The organism is Quadrisphaera granulorum, assembly GCF_003149145.1.
Classification (GTDB): domain Bacteria; phylum Actinomycetota; class Actinomycetes; order Actinomycetales; family Quadrisphaeraceae; genus Quadrisphaera; species Quadrisphaera granulorum.
Map to the genome: position 1 here is coordinate 23506 of NZ_QGDQ01000017.1, position 25648 is coordinate 49153.

Sequence of the window (25648 nt, forward strand, 5' to 3'; positions counted from 1 at the left end):
GCCAGGTCGCCGCCTGTGGACGATGGGCCGCAGTCCGCCGCCGGAAGCGGCATTGGTGAGGAAGCCGCGAGTGCTGAGCGGCCACCTCTGGGCGGACGCCGTGCGCGGAGCTGTGAAGCGTTGGCCCCTTGGGAGTGATCGGGTGGTCACGCTGAAGGGGCCAACCGAACACAGCTCCGCGCAGGGCCCCGGTCCCCCGGGCCGGTCACTCAACGGCCCGTGTGGGGCGACCTCAGCGCGAGCGCTCGAAACCCGCGCGCGGCGGGCGGGGAGGGGCCGGCCGGGCGACTGGTTCGGTGCGGGCAGCTGTGAAGTGTTGGCCCCTTGGGAGTGATCGTGTGGTCACGCTGAAGGGGCCAACCGAACACAGCTCCGCGCAGGGCCCCGGTCCCCCGGGCCGGTCACTCAACGGCCCGTGTGGGGCGACCTCAGCGCGAGCGCTCGAAACCCGCGCGCGGCGGGCGGGGAGGGGCCGGCCGGGCGACTGGTTCGGTGCGGGCAGCTGTGAAGTGTTGGCCCCTTGGGAGTGATCGTGTGGTCACGCTGAAGGGGCCAACCGAACACAGCTCCTGGCACTGACCCCGGTGCCCCTCGACGCCGCTCAACGGTGAATCGACGGCGAAGGAACTCGCCACTTCCCGCCCCGGAGGAACGTGCCCGCAGCGGCAGCGGAGTGGCCGGGCGCCAGGCCGATATCGAGGGGCTGTCAGGATGGGGGGCGTGCCTGGTCGAGCGCCGCGCGTCGTCGTCATCGGTGGAGGTCCCGGAGGGTACGAGGCGGCCCTGGTCGCCTCGCAGCTGGGAGCCGAGACCACCGTCGTGGAGCGCGCCGGGATGGGCGGCGCGACCGTCCTCACCGACGTGGTCCCCTCCAAGGCACTGATCTCCGTGGCCGAGGTCATGAACCTCGCCGCCGAGGCCGAGGAGCTCGGTCTGCGCTTCCCCGGGAGCGACGGCAACCCGGACACCAAGGAGCCCATCAGCGTCGACCTGGGCCGCGTCAACGCCCGGGTGCGCAAGCTCGCCGAGGCGCAGTCCGCCGACATCGGGCGCCGCCTCGCCTCCGAGGGCGTGCGCGTGCTGCGGGGCACCGGCCGGCTCGACGGCACCGAGCGGGTGGCCGTGGAGCTGGAGGACGGCGGCAGCGAGATCATCGACGCCGACATCACGCTCGTCTCCACCGGCTCCTCGCCGCGCGAGCTCGACGCCGCCAAGCCCGACGGCAAACGCATCCTCACGTGGAAGCAGCTGTACCAGCTCGACAGCATCCCCGAGCGGCTCGTCGTCGTCGGGTCCGGCGTGACCGGCGCGGAGTTCGCCAACGCGTACGACGCGCTCGGCTCCGACGTCGTCCTCGTCTCCAGCCGCGACCGCGTGCTGCCGGGGCAGGACGCCGACGCCGCCGAGGTCATCGAGGAGGTCTTCCGCCGCCGCGGCATGGAACTCATGGGGCGCTCGCGGGCGATGGCCGCGCGGTGCGAGGGCGACGGCGTCGTCGTCACCCTCGAGGACGGCCGGGAGGTGCGCGGCACGCACTGCCTCATGGCGGTCGGCTCCGTGCCCAACACGGCCGGCATCGGCCTGGAAGAAGCGGGCGTGCAGCTCTCGGAGAGCGGGCACATCGAGGTCGACAGGGTCTCGCGGACCTCCGCGCGCGGCGTCTACGCCGCGGGTGACTGCACCGGCGTGCTGCCGCTGGCGTCCGTGGCCGCGATGCAGGGCCGCACCGCCATGTGGCACGCCCTCGGCGACGCGGTGAGCCCGCTGAGGCTGCGGAAGGTGTCCGCAAACATCTTCACCGCGCCGGAGATCGCCACCGTCGGGTGGACCCAGCAGCAGGTCGAGTCCGGCGAGGTCGACGCCGAGGTGCTCATGCTGCCGCTGGCCGGCAATGCGCGCGCCAAGATGCTGGGCATCCGTGACGGCTTCGTGAAGCTGTTCGCCTCCACCGGATCCGGGCGTGTTCTCGGCGGAGTGGTGTGCGCACCGCGCGCGTCCGAGCTGATCTTCCCGGTGGCGCTCGCCGTGGAGCACGGGCTCACGGTCGACCAGGTGGCGCACGCGTTCACGGTGTACCCGTCGCTGTCGGGGTCCGTCGCCGAGGCCGCGCGCCGCCTGCACGTCACCTCCTGACGCCGCAGTCGGCGGCGGCCAGGTTGCCGGCCGCCGCCGGCCGCCCGCGCGCCAGGCGATTGCCCGCGCGTCAGGCGATTGCCCGCGCGTCAGGCGGCGGGCGGGCTTGCGATGGTGCAGATGACGGCGCCCGTGGTGAGCGTGGCGCCGACGTCGGCCTTGAGCCCGGTGATCACGCCGTCCTTATGGGCGGTCAGCGGCTGCTCCATCTTCATGGCCTCGAGGACGACGACGAGGTCCCCCGCGACCACGGCCTGGCCCTCTTCGACGGCCACCTTGACCAGCGTGCCCTGCATCGGCGCGACGAGGGCATCGCCGCCGGCGGCCTTCGCGGCGGCCGCGGCGTTGCGAGGCCGCTTCTGCTGCCGCCGCGCCGACTGCACGGCACCGCCGACCTGCGCTCCGGCCTCCATGACCCACCCGGGCAGCGTCACCTCGAGGCGCTTGCCGGCGACCTCCACCACCACGGTGGACCGCTCGGCATCGTCGGGGTGCGGGGCGTCGAGGGCGGGTCCGGACCAGGGGGCGGTGGACCCGGTCCACGCGGTCTCGATCCAGCGGGTGTGTACCCGGAACCGCTCGAGCTGGCCGACGGCCTCGGAGGCTGACGGCGCGATGGCCGGGTCGACGGCGGTGAAGGCCGGGTCGTCGACGACGAGGCGGTGGAACGGCAGCACGGTCGGCATGCCTTCGATGGTCATCTCGGCCAGGGCCCGGCGGGCGCGCTGCAGCGCCTGCTCGCGTGTGGCTCCGGTGACGATGAGCTTGGCCAGGAGCGAGTCGAACGCACCGGAGATGACGTCGCCGGAGCGCACGCCGGCGTCCACGCGAACCCCGGGCCCGGACGGCGCGTCGAAGCGCGTGACCGTGCCGGGAGCGGGCAGGAAACCGCGGCCCGGGTCTTCACCGTTGATGCGGAACTCGATGCTGTGGCCGCGCGCGGGAGGGTCGGTGTAGCCGAGGGGCTCGCCGGTGGCGAGGCGGAACTGCTCGCGCACCAGATCGATGCCGGTGACCTCCTCGGTCACCGGGTGCTCCACCTGTAGGCGCGTGTTGACCTCGAGGAAGGAGACCGTGCCGTCCTTCGCGACGAGGAACTCGCACGTGCCTGCGCCGACGTACCCGGCTTCACGGAGGATCGCCTTCGACGCGTCGCGCAGCGACCGCTCCTGCGCCTCGGTGAGGAACGGCGCCGGGGCCTCCTCGACGAGCTTCTGGTGGCGGCGCTGCAGCGAGCAGTCGCGGGTGGAGACGACGACGACGTCGCCGTGCTCGTCCGCCAGGCACTGCGTCTCGACGTGGCGGGGCTCGTCGAGGTACCGCTCCACGAAGCACTCGCCGCGACCGAAGGCGGCGACGGCCTCGCGGACGGCGGACTCGTAGAGCTCGCCGACCTCTTCGCGCGTGCGGGCGACCTTGAGGCCGCGCCCGCCACCGCCGTAGGCGGCCTTGATGGCCACGGGCAGGCCGTGGGCGTCGACGAAGGAGAGCACCTCGTCGACGCCGTCGACAGGTCCCGGGGTGCCCGCGACGAGGGGGGCGCCGACGCGCTCGGCGATCTCCCGGGCGGAGACCTTGTCTCCGAGGGATTCGATGGCCGCTGGCGGCGGGCCGATCCAGATCAGGCCGGCGTCGACGACGGCCCGCGCGAAGCCGGAGTCTTCCGAGAGGAACCCGTACCCGGGGTGGACGGCGTCGGCACCGGAGCGCGCGGCGACCTCGAGCAGCAGGTCGGCGCGCAGGTACGACTCCGCCGACGTGGTGCCGCCCAGGGCGTGCGCCTCGTCGGCGAGCTCGACGTGCTGTGCGTGCCGGTCGGGCTCGGCGTACACCGCCACGGACGCGATGCCGGCGTCCTTGCAGGCGCGGATGACGCGCACCGCGATCTCACCGCGGTTGGCGATGAGCACCTTGGTGATCCGGCGTTCCTGGTCGCGACCTGATGTACGCCGACCGCCGCTGCGACGCTCGGTGACCACGCGCGCCTCGCCTCCGCCCTGCTCCGCGGCGCCCCTCATGGGCGCCCGGCCGAGCAGCCTAACCGCCGGGTCACAGGGCGTAGCACCACCGGCCGCGCCCCACACCGTCTAGACCACGCTCGATTCGCCGGGTAGCGGCCGCTGGCGCACAGTGCAGGAGGGAGCTGAGCCGCGGGGGAGCCTGAACCGCCCGATCAGCCTCATCAGTACAGCGCGATGACCCGCACCACGAGGAGGTGGCCGGTGGGAACACTGTCGTTCCTGGACCGCGAGCGCACGGTGGCCCCGCCGGGCTACAGCCGGTGGCTCATCCCGCCCGCAGCGCTGGCGGTGCACCTGTCGATCGGGCAGGTGTACGCGTTCAGCGTCTTCAAGCAGCCGCTGCAGGACCACTTCGGCACGCAGGGCACGCCGATCGCCGTGATCTTCTCGATCGCCATCGTCATGCTCGGCCTGTCGGCGGCGTTCGGCGGCACGTGGGTGGAGCGCAACGGGCCCCGCAGAACCATGGTTGCGGCGGCTCTGTGCTTCAGCGGTGGCCTGTTCATCGGAGCTGCGGGCGTGGCCGCCGACCAGCTGTGGTTGGTGTACCTCGGCTACGGCGTCATCGGCGGCATCGGGTTGGGGCTGGGGTACATCTCGCCGGTCTCCACGCTCATCAAGTGGTTCCCCGACCGGCCGGGCCTGGCCACCGGCTTGGCGATCATGGGCTTCGGTGGTGGTGCCCTCATCGCGAGCCCGCTGTCCGACCGCCTCCTCAACACCTACGGCGTGGACCCGGCCAGTGCGATCGCCCCGGCCTTCCTCACCCTCGGCGCGCTCTACCTGGTGCTCATGCTGCTCGGGGCCTTCGTGGTGAAGGTGCCCGCCAAGGACTGGCGTCCCGACGGCTGGACGCCGTCAGAGCACTCCAGCGGGCTGCGGTCGGCCGGCGACGTCACCGCTCGCAACGCGATCCGCACGCCGCAGTTCTGGCTTCTGTGGGTGGTGCTGTTCACCAACGTCACCGCCGGCATCGGCATCCTCGAGACGGCCTCGCCGATGGTGCGGACGTTCTTCCCCGACATCTCGGTTGCCGCGGCCGCCGGGTACGTCGGTGTGCTGTCGCTGTGCAACATGGCCGGCCGCTTCGTGTGGAGCTCGACGTCCGACGTCATCGGCCGCAAGCGCATCTACATGCTCTACCTGGGCGTCGGTGCGGTCCTGTACCTCGGCGCGGTGCTGCTGGGCACCACGTCCGTCGTCGTCTTCGTCTTGCTCACCGGGATCATCCTCAGCTTCTACGGCGGCGGCTTCGCCACGATCCCCGCCTACCTCAAGGACCTCTTCGGGGGCCTGCAGGTCGGCGCCATCCACGGGCGGCTGCTCACTGCCTGGTCGGCCGCGGGCGGGGCCGGTCCCCTGATCGTCAACAGCCTCGTCGACGCCGCGGGCGGGGAGTCCGGCGGAGCGGGGGCCTACCGGCTGCCGCTGTCGGTGATGGTGGGCGTGCTGGTGGTCGGTTTCATCGCCAATGCGCTGGTGCGCCCGGTCGACCCGACGTTCCACGAGCCGAGCGATCGTGCGCGCTCCGACGACAGCGCCGCCGCGACGACGGTGCCACGCGAGAGGGTGAGGAGCCGGTGAGCAGCAGGGGAGCGTCTCAGGGGTCGAGCAGGACGACGACGGCCACCGCGGGCGGGCAGGGTTCGGCCAAGGCTGCCGCCGTCCTCCTGTGGGTGCTCGTGAGCGGTGGACTGCTCTACGGGGTGGTGCAGACCGTCGTGAAGGCCAGTCAGCTCCTCGGCGGCTGAGTTTCGTGATCATGGGCGTGGTGCACGCGGCCGCCGCCGGTGTGGATCAGCGTGGTGGGGCGACCGGCGGGTAGGGGACCGGAGTGACCGTCACCCCTGAGCTCATCGACCCGACCACCCGCTACCCCCAGCCCGAGTTCGACCAGGGCGCCCAGCCCGGCCCCGGCCAGGCCTGGGGCATGGATCCGACCCCCGACCACGGCGAGGAGAGCTACCGCGGCAGCGGCAAGCTCACCGGCCGCCGCGCGCTGGTGACCGGCGGAGACAGTGGCATCGGCCGCGCCGCGGCCATCGCCTTCGCCCGTGAGGGCGCCGACGTCGCCATCTCCTACCTGCCCGAGGAGCAGCAGGACGCCGACGCCGTGATCGCGCTGATCGAGAAGGAGGGCGTCAAGGCCCTCGCGCTGCCCGGCGACATCACCGACGAGGCCTTCGCCACGTCGCTGGTGACGAAGACGGTGGAGGCGTTCGGCGGCATCGACGTGCTGGTGAACAACGCCGGCAAGCAGCAGGCTCGCGAGTCGATCCTCGACATCTCCTCGGAGCAGTTCGACGAGACGTTCAAGACCAACGTCTACGCGATGTTCTGGATCACCAAGGAGGCCGTGAAGCACCTGCCGGCCGGCTCCTCGATCATCAACACCACGTCCGTGCAGGCGTACCAGCCCTCACCGACCCTGGTCGACTACGCCAGCACCAAGGCCACCATCAACGCCTTCACCAAGGCGCTGGCGGCGCAGCTGGCCGAGAAGGGGATCCGCGTCAACGCGGTGGCCCCGGGACCGGTGTGGACGCCGCTGCAGCCGGCGGGCGGCCAGCCGGAGTCGGCGCTGCCGACGTTCGGAGGCCAGACGCCCCTGGGGCGGCCGGGCCAGCCCGCGGAGTACGGCGCCGCCTACGTCTACCTGGCGTCCAACGACTCCAGCTACACGACGGGCTCCACGCTCTCCATCACCGGCGGCATGCCCACCCCCTGACCGCCCCTCCGTCCGTGATCATGGGCGTCCGCCACCTTCTGAGGTGGCCAGCGCCCATGATCACGGTGGGTCGTCAGGACGACGACGGCGTGAGCGCCCGGAACGCGGGGATCAGCTCGGACGCCGCGAACTCCAGGAAGCCGTCCGGGTCCGGCCCGGCGTTCTGCGCGACGAGGTGGTCGTAGCCGGCGTCGACGAACTGCTGTCCGTTCGCCACGTGCTTGGCCAGGTCGGGGCCGCACGCGAACTGCCCGGCGACGTCGGCCTTGGTGACGAACGCCGAGGCAGCGTCGAAGTTGACCGGGTTGGGCAGCTCGGCCATGACCTTCCAGCCCGTCAGCGCCCAGCGGCTCTTCTCCAGGACGGCGTCAACGGCCTCGCCCTCGGTGTTCGCCCAGGCCAGCGGCACCTCCCCGTACACGGGGCCTGAGCCGCCGCGGCCCTTCCAGTCGCTGATGAAGGAGGCGTCGGGCTCGGTGCCGAACAGCCCGTCGCCGAGGTCGGCGGCGAGCTTCGCCGACGCCGGGCCCGAGCCGGCCACGGCGATGACCGGCAGCTGCTCGGGCAGGTCGAAGACGCGGGCGTCCTCCAGCTGCAGGTGCTTGCCGGAGTAGCTCCGGTACCCGCCCTGCCACAGCAGGCGGATGATCTCCAGGGCCTCGCGGAACCGCTCGTGGCGCTCGTGCACGCCGCGGAAGGCGGGCTCGCCGATGACGTGCTCGTTGAGCCGCTCACCGGCGCCGACGCCCAGGGTGAAGCGCCCGTCGGAGAGGATCTGCAGCGTGGCCGCGGCCTGCGCGACGATCGCCGGGTGGTACCGGTACGACGGGCACGTCACGCCCGTGACCAGCCCGATCCGCTCCGTCTTCGCGGCGATCGAGCCCAGCATCGCGAACGTGAACCCCGAGTGCCCCTGGCTCTCCAGCCACGGGTGGTAGTGGTCGCTCATCTCGACGAAGTCGAAGCCCGCCCGCTCGGCGGCCACCGCCTGCCGGACGACCTCCTTCGGGTCGAACGACTCGGTCGCGAGCTTGTACCCGACCTTCAGCCCGGCGCTTAAAGGTGCTGAGGACGGGGACGACGACGTGGGCGTGCTCTCTGCCATGCCTGCCCCGTACCCACCCGCCCTCCCCGCAACCGAGCGTCTGGTTGCGGTCCGAGCGGGGTCCGGAACCGCAACCGGGCGCTCGGCTGCGGTGTCGGGGCGTCAGGCGCGGGGTGCCCAGAGGTCGGTCCAGCGGACGTCGATCTCCGCCAGCAGCTCGCGCAGCAGGGGCAGCCCGATGCCGACGACGGTGTGCGGGTCTCCCTCCACGCCACGGACGAACGCGCCGCCGAGGCCGTCGAGGGTGAACGCGCCCGCCACCGCCAGCGGCTCGCCGGTGGCCACGTACGCCTCCAGCTCGGCGTCGGTGACGTCAGCGAAGTGCACGGTGGTCGAGGCGACGGCGCCGAGCGTGGCGCCCGTGAGCGGGCCGTCGTCGTCCTCGCGGGCGTCGACCAGCCAGTGGCCGGTGTGGAGCACGCCGGAGCGTCCACGCATCGATTTCCACCGCTCGAGCGCCTGCGCGGCGTCGGCGGGCTTGCCGAACGCCTCGCCGTCGAGCTCCAGCACGGAGTCGCACCCGACGACGAGCACGCCGCCGTCCGGGGCGTCGTCGACCTCGTCCCAGCGGGCGGCGACGTCCTCGGCCTTGGCCTTGGCCAGCACGAGCGCGACGTCCTGCGCGTCGGTGACGCCGTAGTGCTCCACGACGGCCGGTTCGTCCACGCCGGAGACGAGCACCAGCGGCTCGACGCCGGCGGAGCGCAGCGTGGCGGCGCGGGCGGGGGAGGCGGAGGCGAGCAGCAGACGCACGGAGGCAGCGGCGGGCACAGCAGCGGTCACGGGCGGCGACGCTAGCCGACGGGCCGGGCAGGGCACCGCACGAGCTGTCCCGCCCAGCATGCAGAAGTCCGCCCGGAGCCCTCGTGAGGCGGGTCTGGAGGAGTTCCGCATGCCCGGTGGGACAGCCTGACCCGGAGATGTGACGACCGACGTGCAGAAGTCCGTCCGGACCCCGCCGGAGCGGGCTCGGGCGGACTTCTGCACGTTCGGCGTCACGCGCCGGGGGTGGCGGAAGTCCATGATCACGGCGGGGGTGGGGTCAGGCGGACAGGGCCTGGCGGAGCACGTCGAGCGGCACCGAGCCGACGTCGAGCGCGCGGCGGTGCCACGCCGCCAGGTCGAACGGCTCCCCGGCAGCGGCCGCGCGCTGCTGTGCCTCCGTGCGCAGCTGCAGCCACACCCGCTCGCCGAGCTTGTACGCAGGAGCCTGCCCGGGCCAGCCCAGGTAGCGCAGGTGCTCGAAGCGCAGGAACTCCTCCGCCTGGAAGGTGTGGGCGCGCAGGAACGTCCAGACCTTGTCGGCGTCCCACCGTCCGCCGCCCAGCTCCGCCGGAGCCTCGAGCCCCAGGTGCAGGCCGATGTCGACGACGACGCGCGTGGCGCGGAACAGCGACCCGTCGAGCATGCCGAGGTGGTCGGCCGGGTCGTCGAGCCAGCCCAGGTCGGACATGAGGCGCTCTGCGTAGAGCGCCCAGCCCTCGGCGTGGCCGGAGGTGAAGCACATCGTGCGGCGCCACCGGTTGAGGATCGCCGAGCGGTACAACGTCTGCCCGATCTGCAGGTGGTGGCCCGGCACGCCCTCGTGGAAGACGGTGGTGCGTTCGCGCCAGGTACTGAACCGCTCCACGCCCGGCGGCACCGACCACCACATGCGGCCCGGGCGGGAGAAGTCCTCCGACGGCGGCGTGTAGTAGATGACACCCGACGAGCTGGGCGCGATGCGGCACTCCAGGCGCCGCACCGGTTCGGGGATGTCGAAGTGGCTCCCGGCGAGCGCCTCCACAGCGCTGTCGGAGAGCTGCTGCATCCAGGCCCGGAGGGCGTCCTTGCCGACCACCTGGCGCGACGGGTCGGCTTCCAGCAGGGCGATGGCCTCGCGGGTGCTCGCTCCGGGGGAGATGCGCCGCGCGGTGGCGCTCATCTCCGCTTCCAGCCGCGCGACCTCCTCCAGGCCCCATACGTACGCCTCGTCGAGGTCGAGCGTGGCCCCCACGTGGTGGCGGCTGAGCAGCGCGTACTCCTCGCGGCCCGCGGCGTCGTTTTCGCGTGCCACGGGGAGTACCTGCTCGCGCAGATGACGGGCCAGCTCGGCGTAGGCGTCGCGGGCCGCAGCGACGCCGGTGGCGAGGTCGGCGGCGAGCGCCGCTGACGGCTCCCCGCCGTCGGGCCGGGCGCGGGACGCCAGCATCGCGAACGGACCGTCGTCCGTGACGAAGCCGTCGATCTGCCCCAGGCACGCCTCGACCTGCCGCCGCGCCGGCGGCCGACCCGCGGCGATCGCCGCGTCGAGCGACGCGCGGTACTGCGCCAGCACGTCGCCGGTGCGGCCGAGGCGCGAGGCGATGGCGGCCCACTGGTCGGCCGTGTCGGTGGGCATGAGGTCGAAGACCTCCTGCGTGCCCTGGATCGGGGAGGCGAGAACGTTGAGTTCCCCGACGTCGAGGCCGGCGTCGTGGATCGCAACCTGCAGGCCGAGCCGGTCGCGCAGCGCGGCCACCGTGGTCTCGTCGGTGGCGTCGAGCTGGGTCGCGGGATCGGCCACGAGCGATTCGAGAGCAGCCAGCGTCTGCCGGGTGTGCTCCGCACGGGCGCTGATGCCCTCGGGGGAGATGTCGGTGGGCTCGTCCGTCGCTCCCGGCAGGCCGAGCTGGATCCGCAGGTCAGGGTCGAGCGTGACGCACTCTTCGAGGTACCTGTCCGCGAAGGCGTCGACAGTCGACGGCGAGCGGCGGGGCTCGTCCGGATGGGAGGTGGTGTGCGCGGTGATACTCGAGGTCACCGTCCCACGCTAGGCGCCGGGGCGCCCGCGCGGCGGGGTTGCCTGCGCAGGTGTACACCGGAACGGTGGACCTTCCCCGCGCGTCCCGTCCCCTGGCGACCCTCGCCGTCGGCTGCCTGCTGCTCACCGGGTGCGGCGGTGCGGCGCAGCCCGAGGCGCCGCCGTCGACCAGCACACCTTCCTCGACGACGACGACGTCGGGCGCGGCGAGCACTTCGCCGGCTGCGCCGTCGCCGTCGTCGTCCTCCTCCGGCACGTCAGGGGCGGGCTGCGCCCCGACGGGGCAGGAGGTGCCGGCCGGCGCGGCGGTGAAACAGACCGCTGACCTCGACCACGACGGCCGCCCCGACGAGCTGTGGCTCGCCGACTCGACCCCCAGCTCGTCCGGCGGAGCCCTGGAGCGGCGGCTGGGGGTGCGGACGGCGTCCGGTGGGGTCTTCTCGGTGACCTACACGACCGGATCGCCGATCCCGACGACGGCGATCGGGCAGTCGCTCGATCCCTCGACGAGCATCGTGCTGCTCAGTGACGGCAGGCAGGTGCCGCTGTACGCCGTCCTGACGGGGAGCGGGGTCGGGGCGTGCCGGCTGGTGCCGTCGCTGAACGCGCAGGGCCAGCAGTACACCTTCGACCTGGGGTTCACCGGGTACGGCAGCGGCGTGGCGTGCGTGCCGGTCTCGCAGGGCAGCTCCGACCCCGACGCAGAGCTCGCGCTCTACGGACTGCTCGTGACGGGCGGCCAGGCCGAGGGCGACCTACCGGGCATCACCCGCACCCGCATCGAGCTGACAGACGGCGGCCGGCAGGCGCGCAACGGCCCCACCGACGCCCCCGCGGAGCTGCAGGGCATCAACCCCGAGGGGGCCCAGGTCGCCGCGGCGCGGCAGGTGCGCTGCGGCGACCAGGGTCCCGACACCGCCGTCACCGAGCCCACCCCGTGAAGGGCTCGATCAGGCAGGAGGGGCGGCGTCGAGGTCCATGTACCGCCGCATGAACCTGTCGAACTGCGGGACGGTGAAGCGCGCGAATCCGTACCGCGGCGTGTAAAGGAGCCCCTTGCTGACGAGACGAGCTCGAAGCGGTGCCACCTGCTCTGACGTCCTGCCGAGGACTTCGGCCACGTCCGCGGCCTTCTGCGGACTTGGGCCGAGCTCGGCCATTGCACGCATATAGCGGAGTTCCTCGGGCGTTGAGCGCTGCACCCTGGTCTTGAAGAAGCTCTCGTCAAGATCCGCCTCGACGAAGGTCTGCGCCTCCGTAGCATCAGCGTGGGTGATGGAGCGGCCTTGGGCGAGGTCCCACACAGCGCGGCCGTACTCCTGGATGAAGTAGGGGTAGCCCTCGGTGTAAGCGACAATGTGCTCGACTGCCCGGTCTTCGTACGCCACGCCTTCAGCGTGAGCTGGCTGAACCAGCGCGTCCACAGCCGCTTCGACCGGGAGCTCACCGATCGTCGGGAACCGGAACAACCGTTCGGCGTAGGACTTGGCGTCTCCGGCCAGGCCTGGTAGCTGAGGCAGCCCCGCCCCAGCGAACGTGATGGGGAGCTGCCGCTGAACGGTGCGGTGGACGGCGCCGATCAGCGCCTCCAGTTCGGGCTTGCCGAGAAACTGGACCTCGTCGAAGAGGAACACCACGCCTCGGTCTTGTGCTTTCGCCGCCCGTCCCACTGCCTCGAAGAGGTCAGCCAGATCCTCGTTAAGGTCGCCGGTGTCGGCTGTCCCCGGCTCTGCGGCGATGTCGAGACCGCCGGTCAGGGAGCCATCCGGTTGAACGGTGAGGGAGAACGATTTCACCACTGCCGCCGCGGCCGCGACGCGATCCGACCACCGAGCCCGCGGAGAGGTCTTGAGGAGAGCCCGCCGCGCGAGGTTCGCCATCTGGGGTCCGAACCGGGTCGTCTTGGACACCTCGGTCTCCACGGCGACCCAGTTCTCGTCGTCGGCGATGCGCTGGAACTCGCCGAGAAGCACCGTCTTGCCGACACCACGCAGGCCTGTGATGACGAGGGACTTCTCGGTGTACCCGCGCTGCAGGCGCCGTAGGAGAGTGCGGAAGTCATCCACCTCAGACGCTCGGCCCGCGAGGTGGCGCGGTGGAGCGCCTGCGTTGGGGGTGTAGGGGTTGCGGGCGCGGTCCACGGTCAAATCTTGACAGGCTTAGCCAAGTTTATCAATTTCGGATAATCTTGGCTAAGCCTGTCAAGGTGTCAGTCGGTGGAGGTGCCGCCTTTGAGGGCGGCCAGGCGTAGCTCGACCTCGGTGACGTCGCCGTCGGCCTCCAGCGCCTCGAACTGCGCGTCCAGGCTGGAGGCGGCGAGCTCTTCCTGGCCGCGCACGCGCGCCTCCTCGCGGCGCACCTTCTCCTCGAAGCGGGAGACCTCGCTGGTGGGGTCGAGCAGGTCGACGGCCTTGACGGCGTCGTGCACCTGTGACTGCGCGGCGGCCATGCGGGAGCGAGCGACCAGCTCGTCGCGCTTGGACTTCAGCTCCTCGAGCTTGCGGCGCATGCCCTCCAGCCCGGTCTTGAGCTTCTCGACCACCTCGGTCCGCGAGGCGATCTGCGGCTCGAAGCCCTTGGCGTGGTTCTCGGCGTCGATCTGGCGCTGCAGGGCGACTCGCGCCAGCTGGTCGAACCTGTCAGCCTCGGTGGCGTTGCCCTCGGCGCGCAGGGAGTCGGCCTTGCGGCTGGCAGCGGCCGCCTTGCCGCCCCACTCCTTGGCGGTGGCCACGGCCTCGGCGTGGTCGTCTTCCATGAGGCGCAGGTCACCGATGGTCTGCGCGACGGACTGCTCGGCCTCCCGGATGGCGGCCGTGTAGTCACGGACCATCTGGTCGAGCATCTTCTGCGGATCTTCGGCCTGGTCGAGCAGGGCGTTGATGTTCGCCCGGACCAGCTGGCCGACCCGTCCTAGCAGCGACTGCTGCGCCATGTGATCTCCCACCTCGACCCAGGCCGACCGCGTCTGCGGTGGGCCGCGCAAACCAGCATGGCCGACCGGCTCCGGGCGTCACCAGGCAGGTGTGGTCGAGGGCTGGCGGCCTCCCTCCGCGAGCGTCCCAGCCGTCGAGGCGCTTCACCCCTTCAGTCGATCTTGTCTCCCTCCGAAGAGACAGGTATGCCACGTCCTTCAGGGGTGGAGCGGACGCTGGGACCCGACGAGCTCATCGTGAGCAAGACGGACCTCCAGGGGCGCATCACCTACGCCAACGAGTCGTTCCTGCGCATCGGCGCCTTCACGGAGGCCCAGGTCATCGGGCAGCCCCACAACCTCATCCGTCACCCCGAGATGCCCCGCGCGGTCTTCAAGCTGCTGTGGGACACCGTGCAGGCGAAGCAGGAGCTCTTCGCGTACGTCGTGAACCTCGCGGCCGACGGCGCCCACTACTGGGTGCTCGCGCACGTCACGCCGTCCTTCGACGCGTCCGGCGCCGTCGTCGGCTACCACTCCAACCGCCGCAGCCCGCACCCGCAGGCACTCGCAGCGATCAAGCCGGTGTACGCCCAGGTGCTCGCCGAAGAGGCCAAGCACTCCACCGGCAAGGCAGCCACCGCTGCCGGCGCCGCGCTCATGGCGCAGCTCGTGGCGCGGTCCCACGGCTCCTACGACGAGTTCGTCTGGTCCCTCGAGCCGCAGCTGGCGGGTGCCCGGTGAGCGGCTTCCGTCGGCGCGGGGCCGCTGTCGCCACCCCGGCCAGTGAGCTGGAGGTGTACCGCGCGCTGCTCGCGGAGGTGCGCCGCACCTGCAAGGCCGTCGCCTCGGGCGACCTGGAGGCTCGCGTCCGCTCGGTGGAGGGGCTCGAGGCCGCCGCTGACGCTGAGGACCTGACCGCGCTCCGCAACGAGGTCAACGCCGCCTTCGACGTGGCCGACGCCTTCGTCCGTGAGTCCAGCGCTTCGCTGACCGCCGCCGCCGAGGGGCGCTTCCACCGCCGCTTCCTGTTGCGCGGCATGCCGGGCTCCTTCCGCACGGCGGCCATCACCATCAACTCCGGTGGTGACGCCGTCCGCCGCGCCGCCGAGAACGTCGAGCACGCCGGCATTGCCCGGCTTGCGCTCGCCGACGAGTTCGAGGCCTCCGCGGTCTCGACCACCCGCGAGGTGGGCGAGGCCACGCAGGTGCTCAGCCGGGCCGCTGCCCAGGCGACGACGTCGGCGCAGCACGCAGCCGACGAGGCCGACGCGGCCCGCCGCACCATGGAGGCGCTCTCGGCGTCGTCGGACAAGATCCGCGAGGTGGTGGCGGTCATCGACTCCATCGCATCTCAGACCCGTCTGCTGGCGCTCAACGCGACCATCGAAGCCGCCCGCGCCGGGGAGGCCGGCAAGGGCTTCTCCGTGGTCGCCTCGGAGGTCAAGGATCTCGCCGACCAGACCGGCCGCGCCACCGAGCAGGTCACGCAGCAGGTCGAGGCGGTGCAGCAGGCCAGCGGCTCGGCCGTGGCCGTCATCACCCGGGTGGTCGAGACGATCGCGCAGATGAGCGGTGTCATCGCCGAGATGGCGACGTCGGTGGACGGCGGCGACAGCGCCGCTCTCGGCCACGTGCGCGGCCTGGCCGACACCGCCCGCCTGCTCGAGTCTCAGGTGGTGGAGCTGCTGGGCGGCATGCGCCGCTGACCCCTCCCGGTCCGGACCAGGTGGCCGGCTGTCCATGATCACGACGATCATGGACAGCCGGCCACCTGCGTCTGCGGGGTCAGAAGTTGCCGCCGCCGCCAAAGCTGCCGCTGTCGCTGCCCCCGCCGAACGAGCCGCCGCCGCCAAAGCCTCCGCCGTCGCTTCCGCCACCCCAGCTGCCGCTTCCTCCGAAGCCGCCGCTGCGCCCGTCGCCCCCGCCGGAGAGGATCCCCCCGAGGATCCCGCCGATGACGGCGCCCTCGAACGAGCCGCCACTGCCGTACCGCGTGCCGTACCGGTTGCTGGACGGGGCGCCACCGCCCCAGCCCGACCAGGAGCCCAGGTCGTCGTCGGCCTCCCGCTGCGCCCGCTCGGCCATCGAGTCCGCCTGCTGGGCCGCAGCCAGCGCCCGCACCGGGTCGGTCCCGGCGAGCTGCTCGGCGGTAGCCAGCTGCTCCTCGGCGCCGGCCAGCAGCGCCCGGGCGGACCCACCGACAGCGCCGCGCCGGGTGCGGAGCAGTGCGCGCGCCGCCGTGACCTCGGCCCGCGCGGCAGGCAGCGCCTGCTCCAGCTGCGCCCGGGCCCGCGCGGTGCGCTGCCCCTCCTCGCGGGCGCCGGCCAGCGCCGCGTCGAGGGCGGCGTCGGCCTCGTGCACGCGCCGCAGCGCGGTCTGCGGATCGCGGGAGCCGTCCGTGCGTGCCGCCGTCGTCGCCTGTTCCCCACGACCCACCGCGCCGGCCAGGTCGCTGGACGACGCGCCGCCGCCCGCCGCGAGGACAGCGCGCGCCTCGGCCAGGTCGGCGTCCAGCTCCGCCAGCGCACGCGGCAGCGCGTCGACGGACTGCTGCAGGTCGCGGGCGAGGGCGTCCACGGCGTCGAGCAGCTCGGCGGTCTGCCGGAGCGCGTCGCGCACGGCCTGCACCGCCACGGCCGCCTCACCGTCGGCGCCGGAGGCCTGGCGGTCGCGGGCGGTGGCCAGACGCTGCGCCGCCAGGTCGAGCAGGCGGGTTGCCTGCTCGTCGTCGTCGGCGACGCTGCTCACCGCGGCCGCCGCGTAGCGCGCCTCCAGGTCTTGCAGCTGGCGGGTCGCGTCGGGGAGCCGCGCGGCCAGCCGCGCCCGATCAGCCTCGAGGGCGGGTAGTAACTCGGGCAGGCGGCGCTGCAGGTCGCGCAGCGCCTCGAAGGCCTCGGCCTGCTCGTCGAGGGCGGCGTCGGCGGCCTCCGCGTGCTGCAGCTGCTGCTCCAGGAGGGCGCGGCGGGTGTCGTCGTCGAGGGGTCTGCTGTGGCCGGTCGCGTCGGTGCTCCCCGCGGGGTCGGCGAGGCGGCGCTGGATGGCGAAGGCCTGCGCCAGCTCCGCGCGGGCCCGCTCGACGGCGGCGACGAACGGGGCGGTCGCCTCGTCGCCGAACTCGGCGCGGGCGAAGCCCAGCTCGGCAGCGGAGCCGTCGAGGGCGTCGTCGGCGGCGACCACGGCGGCGGAGGCCTGCCGCTCGAGCTCCGGCAGGGGGATCGGCGGGGGCTGCGGTGCGCCGCCGGGACCGCCTGCGAAGCCTGCGCGCCGGCGCTTGCGCGCGGCGCTGGAGATCAGGCCCAGCACCAGCAGGCCGACACCCAGCACGAGGACGACGCCGACGATGACGAGCCCCGTGGGGAAGCCCGAGCCGCTCGAGCCGCCGTCGCCGGACGTTCCGGAGCCGTCGCTGCCGCCCGAGGTGTTGCTGCCCCCCGAGCTATCGGCAGCGCGGCCGAGCCCGTTGACCGCCGCGGTGACCGCGCCGTTCCAGTCGTTGTCGGCCAGCCGCGGCTTGACGTCGTTGTTCATGACAGCGTCGACCTGGGACTCGCTCAGCCGCCCGCCGGTGAACCCTTCGTACCCGAACGACCGCTCCTGCACCGCCACCGCGAGCAGCACGTCGCTGCCGCTCAGCCCGCTCGCCTGCGCGGTCCGCCGGGCCCAGTCGGGGCCGCTCTCACCGTCGAAGCTGTCGACGAAGACGACATACAGGTCGATGCCCGCGGCGTCGCGCAACGTCTCCAGCTGCTGCTGGGTGGCGGCCTCGTCGAGCACACCGGCGGAGTCGGTGATGGCGCTGTCCAGGCGCTGCGGCGGCACGGCGAGCGCCGGCCCGCCCGTCCAGAGCACGGCGAGCAGAGCGAGGACGACGGCGGTCAGACCGCGCGCGCGGGCAGTGCGGAGCACCCGCCGATCCTCCCGTGGCGCGCGCTGCGCCGTCCACGGGGCTCCGTCCACGGGGCTCCGTCCACGGGGCTCCGTTGGCGGGGCTCAGCGACGCCAGGCGGCGGCGCGCCACGCGCCGGGACCGGGGGCTGGGGGCACGCGCAGCAGCGTGGCCTTGTCGGACCACAGGTCCGGGCCGGGGTCGGGCTCGCCGCTGGAGCCCCGCACGGAGGCCGCCGCCGCGAGCGCCGCGACGAGCGCGACGACTTCCTCTTCGGTCGGGCCTCCCGCGACGACCCTGACGACGTCGTCCTCCGACGGCCCGGCCGCCCCCGAGGACCCCGCCCCCGAGACGCTCACAGCGGGATGTTCCCGTGCTTCTTGGCGGGCAGCTGCTCGCGCTTGGTGCGCAGCGCCCGCAGTGCCCGCACCACGTGCGCGCGGGTGGTCGACGGCTCGATGACGTCGTCGACGTAGCCCCGCTCGGCCGCGATGTAGGGGTTGGCGAGGCGCTCCTCGTACTCCTGCACCAGCCCGGCGCGCACGGCGGCGACGTCGTGCCCCTGCTCCGCGGCCGCCGACAGCGTGCGCCGGTGGACGATCTCGACGGCGCCCTGCGCGCCCATCACGGCGATCTGCGCCGTCGGCCAGGCGAGGTTGACGTCGGCGCCGAGGTGCTTGGAGCCCATGACGATGTACGCGCCGCCGAACGCCTTGCGCGTGATCACCGTGATCTTCGGGACGGTGGCCTCGGCGTAGGCGTACAGCAGCTTGGCGCCGCGGCGGATGATGCCGTTCCACTCCTGCTCGGTGCCCGGCAGGAAGCCGGGGGTGTCCACCAGCGTGATCACCGGGATGCCGAACGCGTCGCACAGCCGCACGAACCGCGCGGCCTTCTCGGAGGCGTCGATGTCGAGGGTTCCCGCCAGCCGCGCGGGCTGGTTGGCGACGACGCCGACCGAGTGCCCCTCCACACGCCCGAACCCGACCACCACGTTGGGGGCGAACAGGTCCTGCACCTCGAGCAGCTCGCCGTCGTCGAGGATGTGCGCGATCACCTCGTGCACGTCGTAGGGGACGTTGGCGGAGTCGGGCACGAGCGCGTCGAGCTCGAGGTCGGCGTCGGTGACGACCAGCGGGTCGGTGTCGTCCAGGGGTGCGAGCACCGGCGCCTCGGACAGGTTGTTGCTGGGCAGGTGCGCCAGCCAGTCCTTGACCCAGGTGATGGCGTCGTCCTCCGACGGCGCCATGTGGTGCGCCACCCCGGAGACGGCGTTGTGCGTGTGCGCGCCGCCGAGCTCCTCCATGGCGACGTCCTCACCGGTCACCGTCCGGATGACGTCGGGGCCGGTGACGAACATGTGCGAGGTCGCCTCGACCATGACGACGGCGTCGGTGATCGCGGGGGAGTAGACGGCGCCTCCGGCGCACGGCCCCATGATCAGGGAGACCTGGGGGACGACGCCGGAGCCGCGCACGTTGCGCAGGAAGATGTCGCCGTACCCGGCGAGGGAGGAGACGCCCTCCTGGATGCGGGCGCCCCCGGAGTCGTTGATGCCGATGACGGGGCAGCCCACGCGCAGCGCGTGGTCCATCACCTTGACGATCTTCGAGGCGTGCACCTCCCCGAGGGACCCGCCGGAGACGGTGAAGTCCTGGGAGTAGACGACGACGGGGCGCCCGTCCACCGTGCCGTGACCAACGACGACGCCGTCCGTCGGCGGCCGCTCGGTGCGCCCGGCGCTCGGATCCCCCCAGAGTGCGCGCGAGTGCGCGCCCACCTCCACGAAGCTGTCCTCGTCGAGCAGCGCCTCCAGGCGCTCGCGGGCGGTGCGCTTGCCCTTGGCGTGCTGGCGCTCGACGGCGCGCGCGGACCCGGGCGACAGCGTCGCCTCGCGGCGGGCGCGGGCGTCGGCCAGCTTGCCCGCGGTGGTCCGCAGGTCGGGTCGAGCGGAGGTGGTGAGGCCGCCGTCGGTCCCGCCGGTCCCGTCAATCACAGTCACCCCGCGAGGGTAGCCACGTCGCGCCGTCGTCCCTCAGCCGTCGTAGCGAAGAGGAGGCAGCGCAGCCACCTCGACAGGGAGGACGAACACGGCACCCGAGCCCGGGTGGGCGGCGAGGTCGACACCCTGCGTCGATGTGGTCACGTAGAGCACCGATCCACCGCGCGTCCCTGCCTCACCTTCACCCGTGCCGCCGAGGGTGCAGGCCGTGACGGCCGGGACGCCGATGTCCACGCGCTCGCTCAAGGCCCCGCTCGCGTCGAACCTCAGGACGACGCCAGCGCCGTAGACGGCCACCCACACGCCGCCCTCGGCGTCGACGACCAGCCCGTCCGGCACGCCGGTCGCCCCGTCAGCGCCGTCAGCGGCGTCTCCCAGCGCATCGGACAACCGCACCCACGGCTCCCGGTCGAGCACCTCGCCCGTCTCCGGCGCCACGTGCAGCAGCGCGATCTCGCCCGACGGCGAGTCGACGTGGTAAGCCCGCTGCCCGTCCGGGCTCCACCCCAGGCCGTTGGGGATGGTCAGGCCCCCCAGGGCGACGCGGGCGCTGCCGTCACCATCGAGCCGCCACAGCGCCCCGACCGGCTGCCCGCCCTTCGCGCTGCCGCCGTACGCCATCGAGCCGCAGAAGAACCGGCCCTGCGGGTCGCAGCCGCCCTCGTTGAACCGCAGGTCGGGGTCGTCCCACAGCGGCGGGAGCATCTGCGGCTCCTCGCGTCCCGCCAGCAGCTCCTCGATGCTCGACACGACGGCGAACTGCCGCCGCGCCGCCAGCACCCAGCCGCCCTCGCGGCGGGGCCGCACGCAGGCCAGGACGTCGTCGATGTGGCGCGTGCGCACGTCACCCTGGGGGCTGACCGCGAGGAGGTCCCCCTGCTCGAGGTCGACGGCGAGCAGGCGGCCGCCGTCGTCGTCCCAGACCGGGCCCTCCCCGTGCTCGGCGATGGGCTCGGTCAGCTGCTCGGCGGTGGGCACGCCCCGACGCTAGACGGTGGATGCCGCGCGACGAGCCCGGCGGCGCGGCCCGCCCTCTCCCTGGCTCTGGTGCGCGCGAGGATGGCGCGGGTGAGCACCCCGCAGGGACGCTGGAGCGACCTCGACCGACCTCCCCTCGCCGCCCCGTCCTTGCGCGCCGCGTTGCTGGCGCCCGCGGGTCCGCTGGCGCGGCTGGAGGTGCTCGAGGAGGTCGGCTCGACCAATGCCGAGCTGGTCGCGCGAGCCGCCGCCGACCCCGCCGGGTGGCCCGCCCCGGCGGTCATCACCGCCGACTCCCAGACCCGCGGGCGGGGCCGCCTCGGCCGCGGATGGGACGCGCCGCCGCGTTCAGGGGTCGCCGTCTCGCTGCTGCTACGGCCTCGGATCTCGCCGGAGGCGTGGGGCTGGCTGCCGCTCGCGGCGGGCGTGGCCGTCACGGGCATGGTCCGTGACCTCGCCGGCCTGCCGGCCACGGTGAAGTGGCCCAACGACGTGCTCGTCGAGGGCCGCAAGCTCTGCGGGATCCTCGTCGAGGTGGTGCCCGGCAGCTCAGCCGGCGGCCAGGCAGGTCCGGCGGGTGTCGTCGTCGGGGTGGGTGTCAACACCACGTCGACCCGCGAAGAGCTCGACGCCGGCGATCTCACCGGTGCGACGTCGCTGCGCCTGGAGGGCGCGGCCACCACCGACCGCGACGTGCTGGTCCGCGCGCTCGTGCGGGCGCTGCTCGCCGAGGTCGAGCGGTTCGAGGCCGCCGACGGCGACGCCGCGGGCAGCGGGCTCGCCGCCCGAGCTGCCGAGGCCTGCTCGACGCTCGGGCGCCGCGTCACCGTGCACCTGCCCGGTGGCGAGCAGCTGCACGGCATCGCGGAGGGGCTCGACGGCCACGGCCGCCTCCTCGTGCGCCCCGACACCGCGTCCGAGGGGAACGGCGACGACGACGGCGGCGACGGCGACGGCGACGGCGACCGTGACAGCGGAGCCTCGGCGGTCGCGGTCAGCGCCGGCGACGTCGTCCACGTCCGCTGACCGGCTGTCTGACTGGCGCTTGCCCAGCGTCGGCGCACCGGGTCATGACCGGGTCAATACCCTGGCCGGCGTGAAGACCGCCCCCGCTGCGAACCCCGGTGCGAAGCGCGTGCTGCTCGTCGAGGACGACTCGGCCATCTCCGAGCCGCTGGCTCGGGCACTGGTGCGCGAGGGGTACGACGTCGACGTCCAGCACGACGGCGCCGGCGCCATCGGCGCAGCCGGCCGCAGCCTCGACCTGGTGGTGCTCGACCTGGGCCTGCCCGACATGGACGGGCTCGACGTCGCGCGGCGTCTGCGCGCCGACGGTCTCGCCGTGCCGATCCTCGTGCTCACCGCTCGCGCGGACGAGGTCGACCTCGTGGTGGGGCTCGACGCGGGCGCCGACGACTACGTGGCCAAGCCGTTCCGCCTGGCCGAGCTGCTCGCCCGTGTCCGGGCGCTGCTGCGCCGCGGTGACGCCGCCGGCGTGCAGCTCACCGCGCGCGGGGTGCGGCTGGACCCCTCCTCGCGCAGGGCGTGGCGCACCACGAAGCCGGGCGACGTCGACGACGCCGGCAACCCCCTCGAGCCGGGCAAGGAGGTGCAGCTCGTGCTCGCCGCGAAGGAGTACGAGCTGCTCCGCGTGCTCATGCGCGAGGCGGGCACCGTCGTCCCCAGGAACGCGATCATGGAGGAGGTGTGGGGCTCGGAATGGTTCGGCTCCACCAAGACCCTCGACATGCACGTGTCCTGGCTGCGGCGCAAGCTCGGCGACGACGTCGCCGACCCGCAGTTCATCACCACCGTGCGGGGCGTCGGGTTCCGCTTCGAACGCGACTGAGACGCGGCTGATCCGTGCACCGCAGGGTGCAGGCGGCCACGATGGCCGCCGTCGTCCTCGCCGTCCTCCTGCTGGGCCTGCCGCTCGCGGTGGCCGGGCTGGTGCTGCAGACCGAGCAGGCGCGCAGCAGCGTGCAGATCCGGGCCGACACCGTCTTCGCCGCCGTGAGTGCCCGGCTGGCCTCCGGCGGCGACGTCGACGAGCGGCTGCTGGAGCAGCAGACCCAGCGTGACGGTCCCTGGCCGGCCAGCGTCGTCGTGCACCTGGCCGACGGCACGACCGTGACGGCGGGGCCCGATGGGGCCCGCTCCCCGGTGGTCGGCAGGGCAGGACCGGCCGACGGCATCGCGGTGACGGTCACCGCTTCCCGCGGCAGCCTGTGGGCTGCCGACGCGCAGCTGGTGGTGCTCGTCGGCGGTCTGGCGGCGGGCGCCGTCGCCGCGGGATCCGCCGTCGGGCTCGTGCAGGGACGCCGCCTCGTGCGTCCCCTCGAAGACCTCGCCGAGCGCGCCGAACGGCTCGGCTCCGGGCAGGTGCCCACCTCACCACCGCCCAGCGGCGTGGAGGAGGTCGACTCCGTGGCCCAGGCCCTCGTGCGCAGCGCCCAGCAGCTGCAGGCGCGCCTGGCAGTGGAGCGGCAGTTCGCGTCGGACGCCAGCCACCAGCTGCGCACCCCGCTGACCGCGCTGTCGATGCGCCTGGAGGAAGTGCTCGCCACCACCGACCAGCCCGCCGTCGCCGCCGAGGCGCAGGTCGCGCTAGAGCAGGTGGAGCGGCTCGCCGGCGTCGTCGACGACCTTCTCGCCCGCGCCCGACGCCAGGCCGAGGCCCCCCGCGAACCCCTCGTCATCGCCGCCGTGCTCGAGCAGCAGCGCGACGAGTGGCGACCGGCCTACGAGCGCGCCCGCCGCGACCTCCTGGTCGAGCTGCCCTCGCCGCGAGCGCGGGTGCTCGCCGGGGCCGGGCCGCTCGCGCAGGCGCTCGCGGTGCTGCTGGAGAACAGCCTCGCCCACGGCGGCGGCACGACGCGCGTGCGCGTACGGGTCAGCAGTGACTTCGGCGGTGACTGGGTCGTGGTCGAGGTCAGCGACGAGGGGCCGGGCGTGCCGGAGGGCGTCAGCGGGCGCATCTTCGAGCGGTCGGTCAGCGGCGCAGGGAGCACCGGGCTGGGGTTGCCGCTGGCGCGAGACCTCGTGGCGGCCGAGGGTGGCCGGCTGGAGCTGCTCAGCCAGCGCCCGGCGACCTTCGCCATCTTCCTCCGCGAAGCCCCTTGACCGCCGTGATCATCGGGCTTCCCAATCACTTTCCCGCGGTGATCATGGACTTCCGGAGCACTTTCGCGGAGCGCGGGCGACGGAACACCCACAGCCGGTAGGCCACGTACCGGAACGCCGTACCCAGCGCGATGCCCACGAGGTTGGCGACGTTGTCGGGCAGCGGCCCGCGCAGCCCCAGCACGTAGTGGCTCGTGGCGAGCACCGCCAGGCCGATGAGCAGCGCGACAGCGTTCATCGCCACGAACAGGCCCAGCTCCCGCAGCGCGGCGGGACGGTTGCGGTGACGGAACGTCCACCACCGGTTGCCGGCCCACGCGACCACCGTGGCCACCGACGCCGAGACCACCTTGGCGGTCAGGGGCTGGTCGGCCAGGATGCCGCTGCCGCCGAAGCGCAGCAGGTTGAACAGGCCGACGTCGACGACGAATGCGATGCCGCCGACCACCCCGAAGGCGCCGAGCTCGCGGCTGTGCTTGTGCCACAGCCGGGCACCGAGGCCGCGCGAGCGCGCCAGCAAGTCCACGCCTCCACGGTAGGCGCCACCGCAGGGTGCCCGCGCCGAGAGGCGGACGCCGGGCGCCACCCTCTAGCCTCTGGGGCCGTGACCGCCACGCCCGTTGAGTCGCCCGTTGACCAGGCCCTGGACGCCAGCGACGCCCGCCAGGCCCGTGACGCCCGAGCAGGCACCGCCGGCGCGACGGAGACCACGTTTCCCGTCGTCGCCGTCGTCGGCGCCGGCCAGCTCGCCCGGATGACGGTGCCGCCCGCGGTGGGCCTCGGGGCGCGGCTGCGGGTGCTCGCCACCGATCCGGAGGAGTCGGCGGCGCAGGTGGTGCCCGACGTGCAGCTCGGCAGCCCGGACGACCTCGCCACCCTACGGCGCCTCGCCGAGGGCGCCGCCGCCCTCACCCTCGACCACGAGCAGGTGCCCACCGAGCACCTGCGCGCGCTGGAGGCCGAGGGGGTCGCGGTGCGTCCCGGCCCCGACGCCCTCGAGCACGCCCAGGACAAGCTGCTGCTGCGCCGCCGCCTCGACGCGATGGGCGTGCCCGGTCCGGCGTGGGCCGAGATCCGCTCCACTGACGACCTGCGCGCCTTCGGCGAGCGCGCCGGCTGGCCGCTGGTGCTCAAGACCCCGCGCGGCGGGTACGACGGCAAGGGCGTGCTCGTCGTGGGGTCGGTCGACGACGCCGCCGCCTGGCTCGAGCGCGCCGCCGGCGAGCCGCTGCTCGCCGAGGAGGCCGTGAAGTTCACCCGCGAGCTGGCCGTCATGGTGGCGCGCTCGCCCTCCGGGCAGGCCGCCGCGTGGCCCGTGGTGGAGACCGTGCAGGTCGGTGGGGTGTGCCGGGAGGTCATTGCGCCCGCCCCTGACCTTGACGACGACCTCGCCGCGGAGGCGACGGCGCTGGCGCTGCGCCTGGCCGGGGAGCTCGGCGTCACCGGCGTGATGGCGGTGGAGGGCTTCGAGGTGCCCACCGGCGGTGGCAGCTCGCGGTTTCTCGTCAACGAGCTGGCGATGCGCCCGCACAACAGCGGCCACTGGAGCATCGAGGGCTCCGTGACGTCGCAGTTCGAGCAGCACCTGCGGGCCGTGCTCGACCTGCCGCTCGGCTCCACGGCGCCGCGCGCCCGCTGGACGGTCATGGTCAACGCCCTCGGCGGCGACTACCCCGACCTCTTCCACTCCCACCTGCACGTCATGGCGCGCGACCCTGCGGTGAAGGTGCACCTGTACGGGAAGTCCGTGCGACCCGGCCGCAAAATCGGGCATGTGACGGCCTGGGGCGACGACCTCGCCGACGTCCGCGCCCGCGCCGCCCACGCTGCGGACTACATCACCGGCACCGTCGACGGCTGACGCGTGTGCACAACGCCCATGATCACCGTGATCATGGGCGATATGCACGCGCCAGTGCTGGGCTGCAGGTGACCGCGGACAGTCGAGCCGAGTGGTGACAGGGTGCTTGCGTGGA

At 73.4% G+C, this 25648-nt stretch carries 22 protein-coding genes; 11 read left to right on the forward strand and 11 right to left on the reverse strand.

The window, feature by feature from the left end:
• Positions 1-711 precede the first annotated feature (711 nt).
• Positions 712-2133, forward strand: a complete 1422-nt coding sequence (locus tag BXY45_RS13585) for an NAD(P)H-quinone dehydrogenase (protein ID WP_109775052.1) — start codon at positions 712-714, stop codon at positions 2131-2133.
• Between the two features lie 89 nt (positions 2134-2222).
• Here the strand turns inward: BXY45_RS13585 and BXY45_RS13590 are convergent, their stop codons facing one another.
• Positions 2223-4052 (reverse strand): ATP-binding protein, encoded by a 1830-nt coding sequence (locus BXY45_RS13590; protein ID WP_109775107.1) that lies wholly within the window; start codon positions 4050-4052, stop codon positions 2223-2225.
• 276 nt (positions 4053-4328) lie between these two features.
• Here BXY45_RS13590 and BXY45_RS13595 point away from each other — a divergent pair, with 276 nt between their 5' ends.
• The 3 genes from BXY45_RS13595 (at position 4329) to BXY45_RS13600 (ending at position 6882) form a co-directional block, all read left to right on the forward strand.
• Entirely contained in the window at positions 4329-5738 is a 1410-nt protein-coding gene (locus tag BXY45_RS13595; protein WP_109775053.1) for an L-lactate MFS transporter, read from the forward strand.
• Entirely contained in the window at positions 5735-5905 is a 171-nt protein-coding gene (locus tag BXY45_RS23325; protein WP_170131505.1) for an MFS transporter small subunit, read from the forward strand. Before BXY45_RS13595 ends, BXY45_RS23325 begins: the two co-directional genes overlap by 4 nt.
• Before the next feature lie 83 nt (positions 5906-5988).
• Positions 5989-6882, forward strand: a complete 894-nt coding sequence (locus BXY45_RS13600) for a glucose 1-dehydrogenase (protein WP_245961810.1) — start codon at positions 5989-5991, stop codon at positions 6880-6882.
• Between the two features lie 73 nt (positions 6883-6955).
• Here BXY45_RS13600 and BXY45_RS13605 read toward each other — a convergent pair whose 3' ends face one another.
• The 3 genes from BXY45_RS13605 to BXY45_RS13615 form a co-directional block, all read right to left on the reverse strand.
• Positions 6956-7930 carry a TIGR03557 family F420-dependent LLM class oxidoreductase gene (locus tag BXY45_RS13605; RefSeq protein ID WP_109775109.1) on the reverse strand — a complete coding sequence of 325 codons (975 nt, stop codon included), beginning with the start codon at positions 7928-7930 and terminating at the stop codon, positions 6956-6958.
• A gap of 159 nt (positions 7931-8089) precedes the next feature.
• Positions 8090-8770: a Maf family protein gene (locus BXY45_RS13610; protein ID WP_245961811.1), complete on the reverse strand. Its 681-nt coding sequence runs from the start codon at positions 8768-8770 to the stop codon at positions 8090-8092.
• Positions 8771-9029: 259 nt separating this feature from the next.
• On the reverse strand, positions 9030-10769 hold the full coding sequence (locus BXY45_RS13615) for a DUF885 domain-containing protein (protein ID WP_245961812.1): 1740 nt from the start codon (positions 10767-10769) through the stop codon (positions 9030-9032).
• Between the two features lie 65 nt (positions 10770-10834).
• On the opposite strand from BXY45_RS13615, the gene BXY45_RS13625 reads away from it, so the two are divergent.
• Positions 10835-11710 carry a hypothetical protein gene (locus tag BXY45_RS13625; RefSeq protein WP_146211199.1) on the forward strand — a complete coding sequence of 292 codons (876 nt, stop codon included), beginning with the start codon at positions 10835-10837 and terminating at the stop codon, positions 11708-11710.
• 9 nt (positions 11711-11719) lie between these two features.
• Here BXY45_RS13625 and BXY45_RS13630 read toward each other — a convergent pair whose 3' ends face one another.
• Positions 11720-12910, reverse strand: coding sequence for an ATP-binding protein (locus BXY45_RS13630; protein ID WP_109775057.1), 1191 nt, complete (start codon positions 12908-12910; stop codon positions 11720-11722).
• 68 nt (positions 12911-12978) lie between these two features.
• On the reverse strand, positions 12979-13701 hold the full coding sequence (locus BXY45_RS13635) for a PspA/IM30 family protein (RefSeq protein ID WP_109775058.1): 723 nt from the start codon (positions 13699-13701) through the stop codon (positions 12979-12981).
• A 186-nt stretch (positions 13702-13887) separates the two neighbouring features.
• Between BXY45_RS13635 and BXY45_RS13640 the strand changes: the two genes are divergently transcribed.
• Entirely contained in the window at positions 13888-14424 is a 537-nt protein-coding gene (locus BXY45_RS13640; protein WP_109775059.1) for a PAS domain-containing protein, read from the forward strand.
• Positions 14421-15389: a methyl-accepting chemotaxis protein gene (locus tag BXY45_RS13645; protein WP_109775060.1), complete on the forward strand. Its 969-nt coding sequence runs from the start codon at positions 14421-14423 to the stop codon at positions 15387-15389. Before BXY45_RS13640 ends, BXY45_RS13645 begins: the two co-directional genes overlap by 4 nt.
• A gap of 79 nt (positions 15390-15468) precedes the next feature.
• Here BXY45_RS13645 and BXY45_RS13650 read toward each other — a convergent pair whose 3' ends face one another.
• The 4 genes from BXY45_RS13650 to BXY45_RS13665 form a co-directional block, all read right to left on the reverse strand.
• The gene (locus tag BXY45_RS13650) at positions 15469-17589 is read right to left on the reverse strand and encodes a TPM domain-containing protein (RefSeq protein ID WP_170131506.1); all 2121 of its coding nucleotides are present in this window, start codon (positions 17587-17589) and stop codon (positions 15469-15471) included.
• Between the two features lie 84 nt (positions 17590-17673).
• Entirely contained in the window at positions 17674-17928 is a 255-nt protein-coding gene (locus BXY45_RS13655; RefSeq protein ID WP_109775062.1) for an acyl-CoA carboxylase epsilon subunit, read from the reverse strand.
• Positions 17925-19571 (reverse strand): acyl-CoA carboxylase subunit beta, encoded by a 1647-nt coding sequence (locus tag BXY45_RS13660; protein ID WP_245961814.1) that lies wholly within the window; start codon positions 19569-19571, stop codon positions 17925-17927. Before BXY45_RS13660 ends, BXY45_RS13655 begins: the two co-directional genes overlap by 4 nt.
• A 33-nt stretch (positions 19572-19604) precedes the next feature.
• Positions 19605-20549, reverse strand: coding sequence for an SMP-30/gluconolactonase/LRE family protein (locus BXY45_RS13665; protein ID WP_109775063.1), 945 nt, complete (start codon positions 20547-20549; stop codon positions 19605-19607).
• Between the two features lie 81 nt (positions 20550-20630).
• On the opposite strand from BXY45_RS13665, the gene BXY45_RS13670 reads away from it, so the two are divergent.
• From BXY45_RS13670 to BXY45_RS13680, 3 genes are all read left to right on the forward strand, one after another.
• Positions 20631-21575, forward strand: coding sequence for a biotin--[acetyl-CoA-carboxylase] ligase (locus BXY45_RS13670; RefSeq protein WP_109775112.1), 945 nt, complete (start codon positions 20631-20633; stop codon positions 21573-21575).
• Between the two features lie 70 nt (positions 21576-21645).
• Positions 21646-22398: a response regulator transcription factor gene (locus tag BXY45_RS13675; RefSeq protein WP_211319561.1), complete on the forward strand. Its 753-nt coding sequence runs from the start codon at positions 21646-21648 to the stop codon at positions 22396-22398.
• Positions 22399-22412: 14 nt separating this feature from the next.
• Entirely contained in the window at positions 22413-23672 is a 1260-nt protein-coding gene (locus tag BXY45_RS13680) for a HAMP domain-containing sensor histidine kinase (RefSeq protein WP_146211200.1), read from the forward strand.
• A 25-nt stretch (positions 23673-23697) separates the two neighbouring features.
• Here the strand turns inward: BXY45_RS13680 and BXY45_RS13685 are convergent, their stop codons facing one another.
• Complete coding sequence (locus tag BXY45_RS13685; protein ID WP_211319562.1) at positions 23698-24198, reverse strand: GtrA family protein; 501 nt, start codon at positions 24196-24198, stop codon at positions 23698-23700.
• A gap of 78 nt (positions 24199-24276) precedes the next feature.
• Here BXY45_RS13685 and BXY45_RS13690 point away from each other — a divergent pair, with 78 nt between their 5' ends.
• Positions 24277-25533, forward strand: coding sequence for a 5-(carboxyamino)imidazole ribonucleotide synthase (locus tag BXY45_RS13690; RefSeq protein ID WP_245961815.1), 1257 nt, complete (start codon positions 24277-24279; stop codon positions 25531-25533).
• Positions 25534-25648 lie beyond the last annotated feature (115 nt).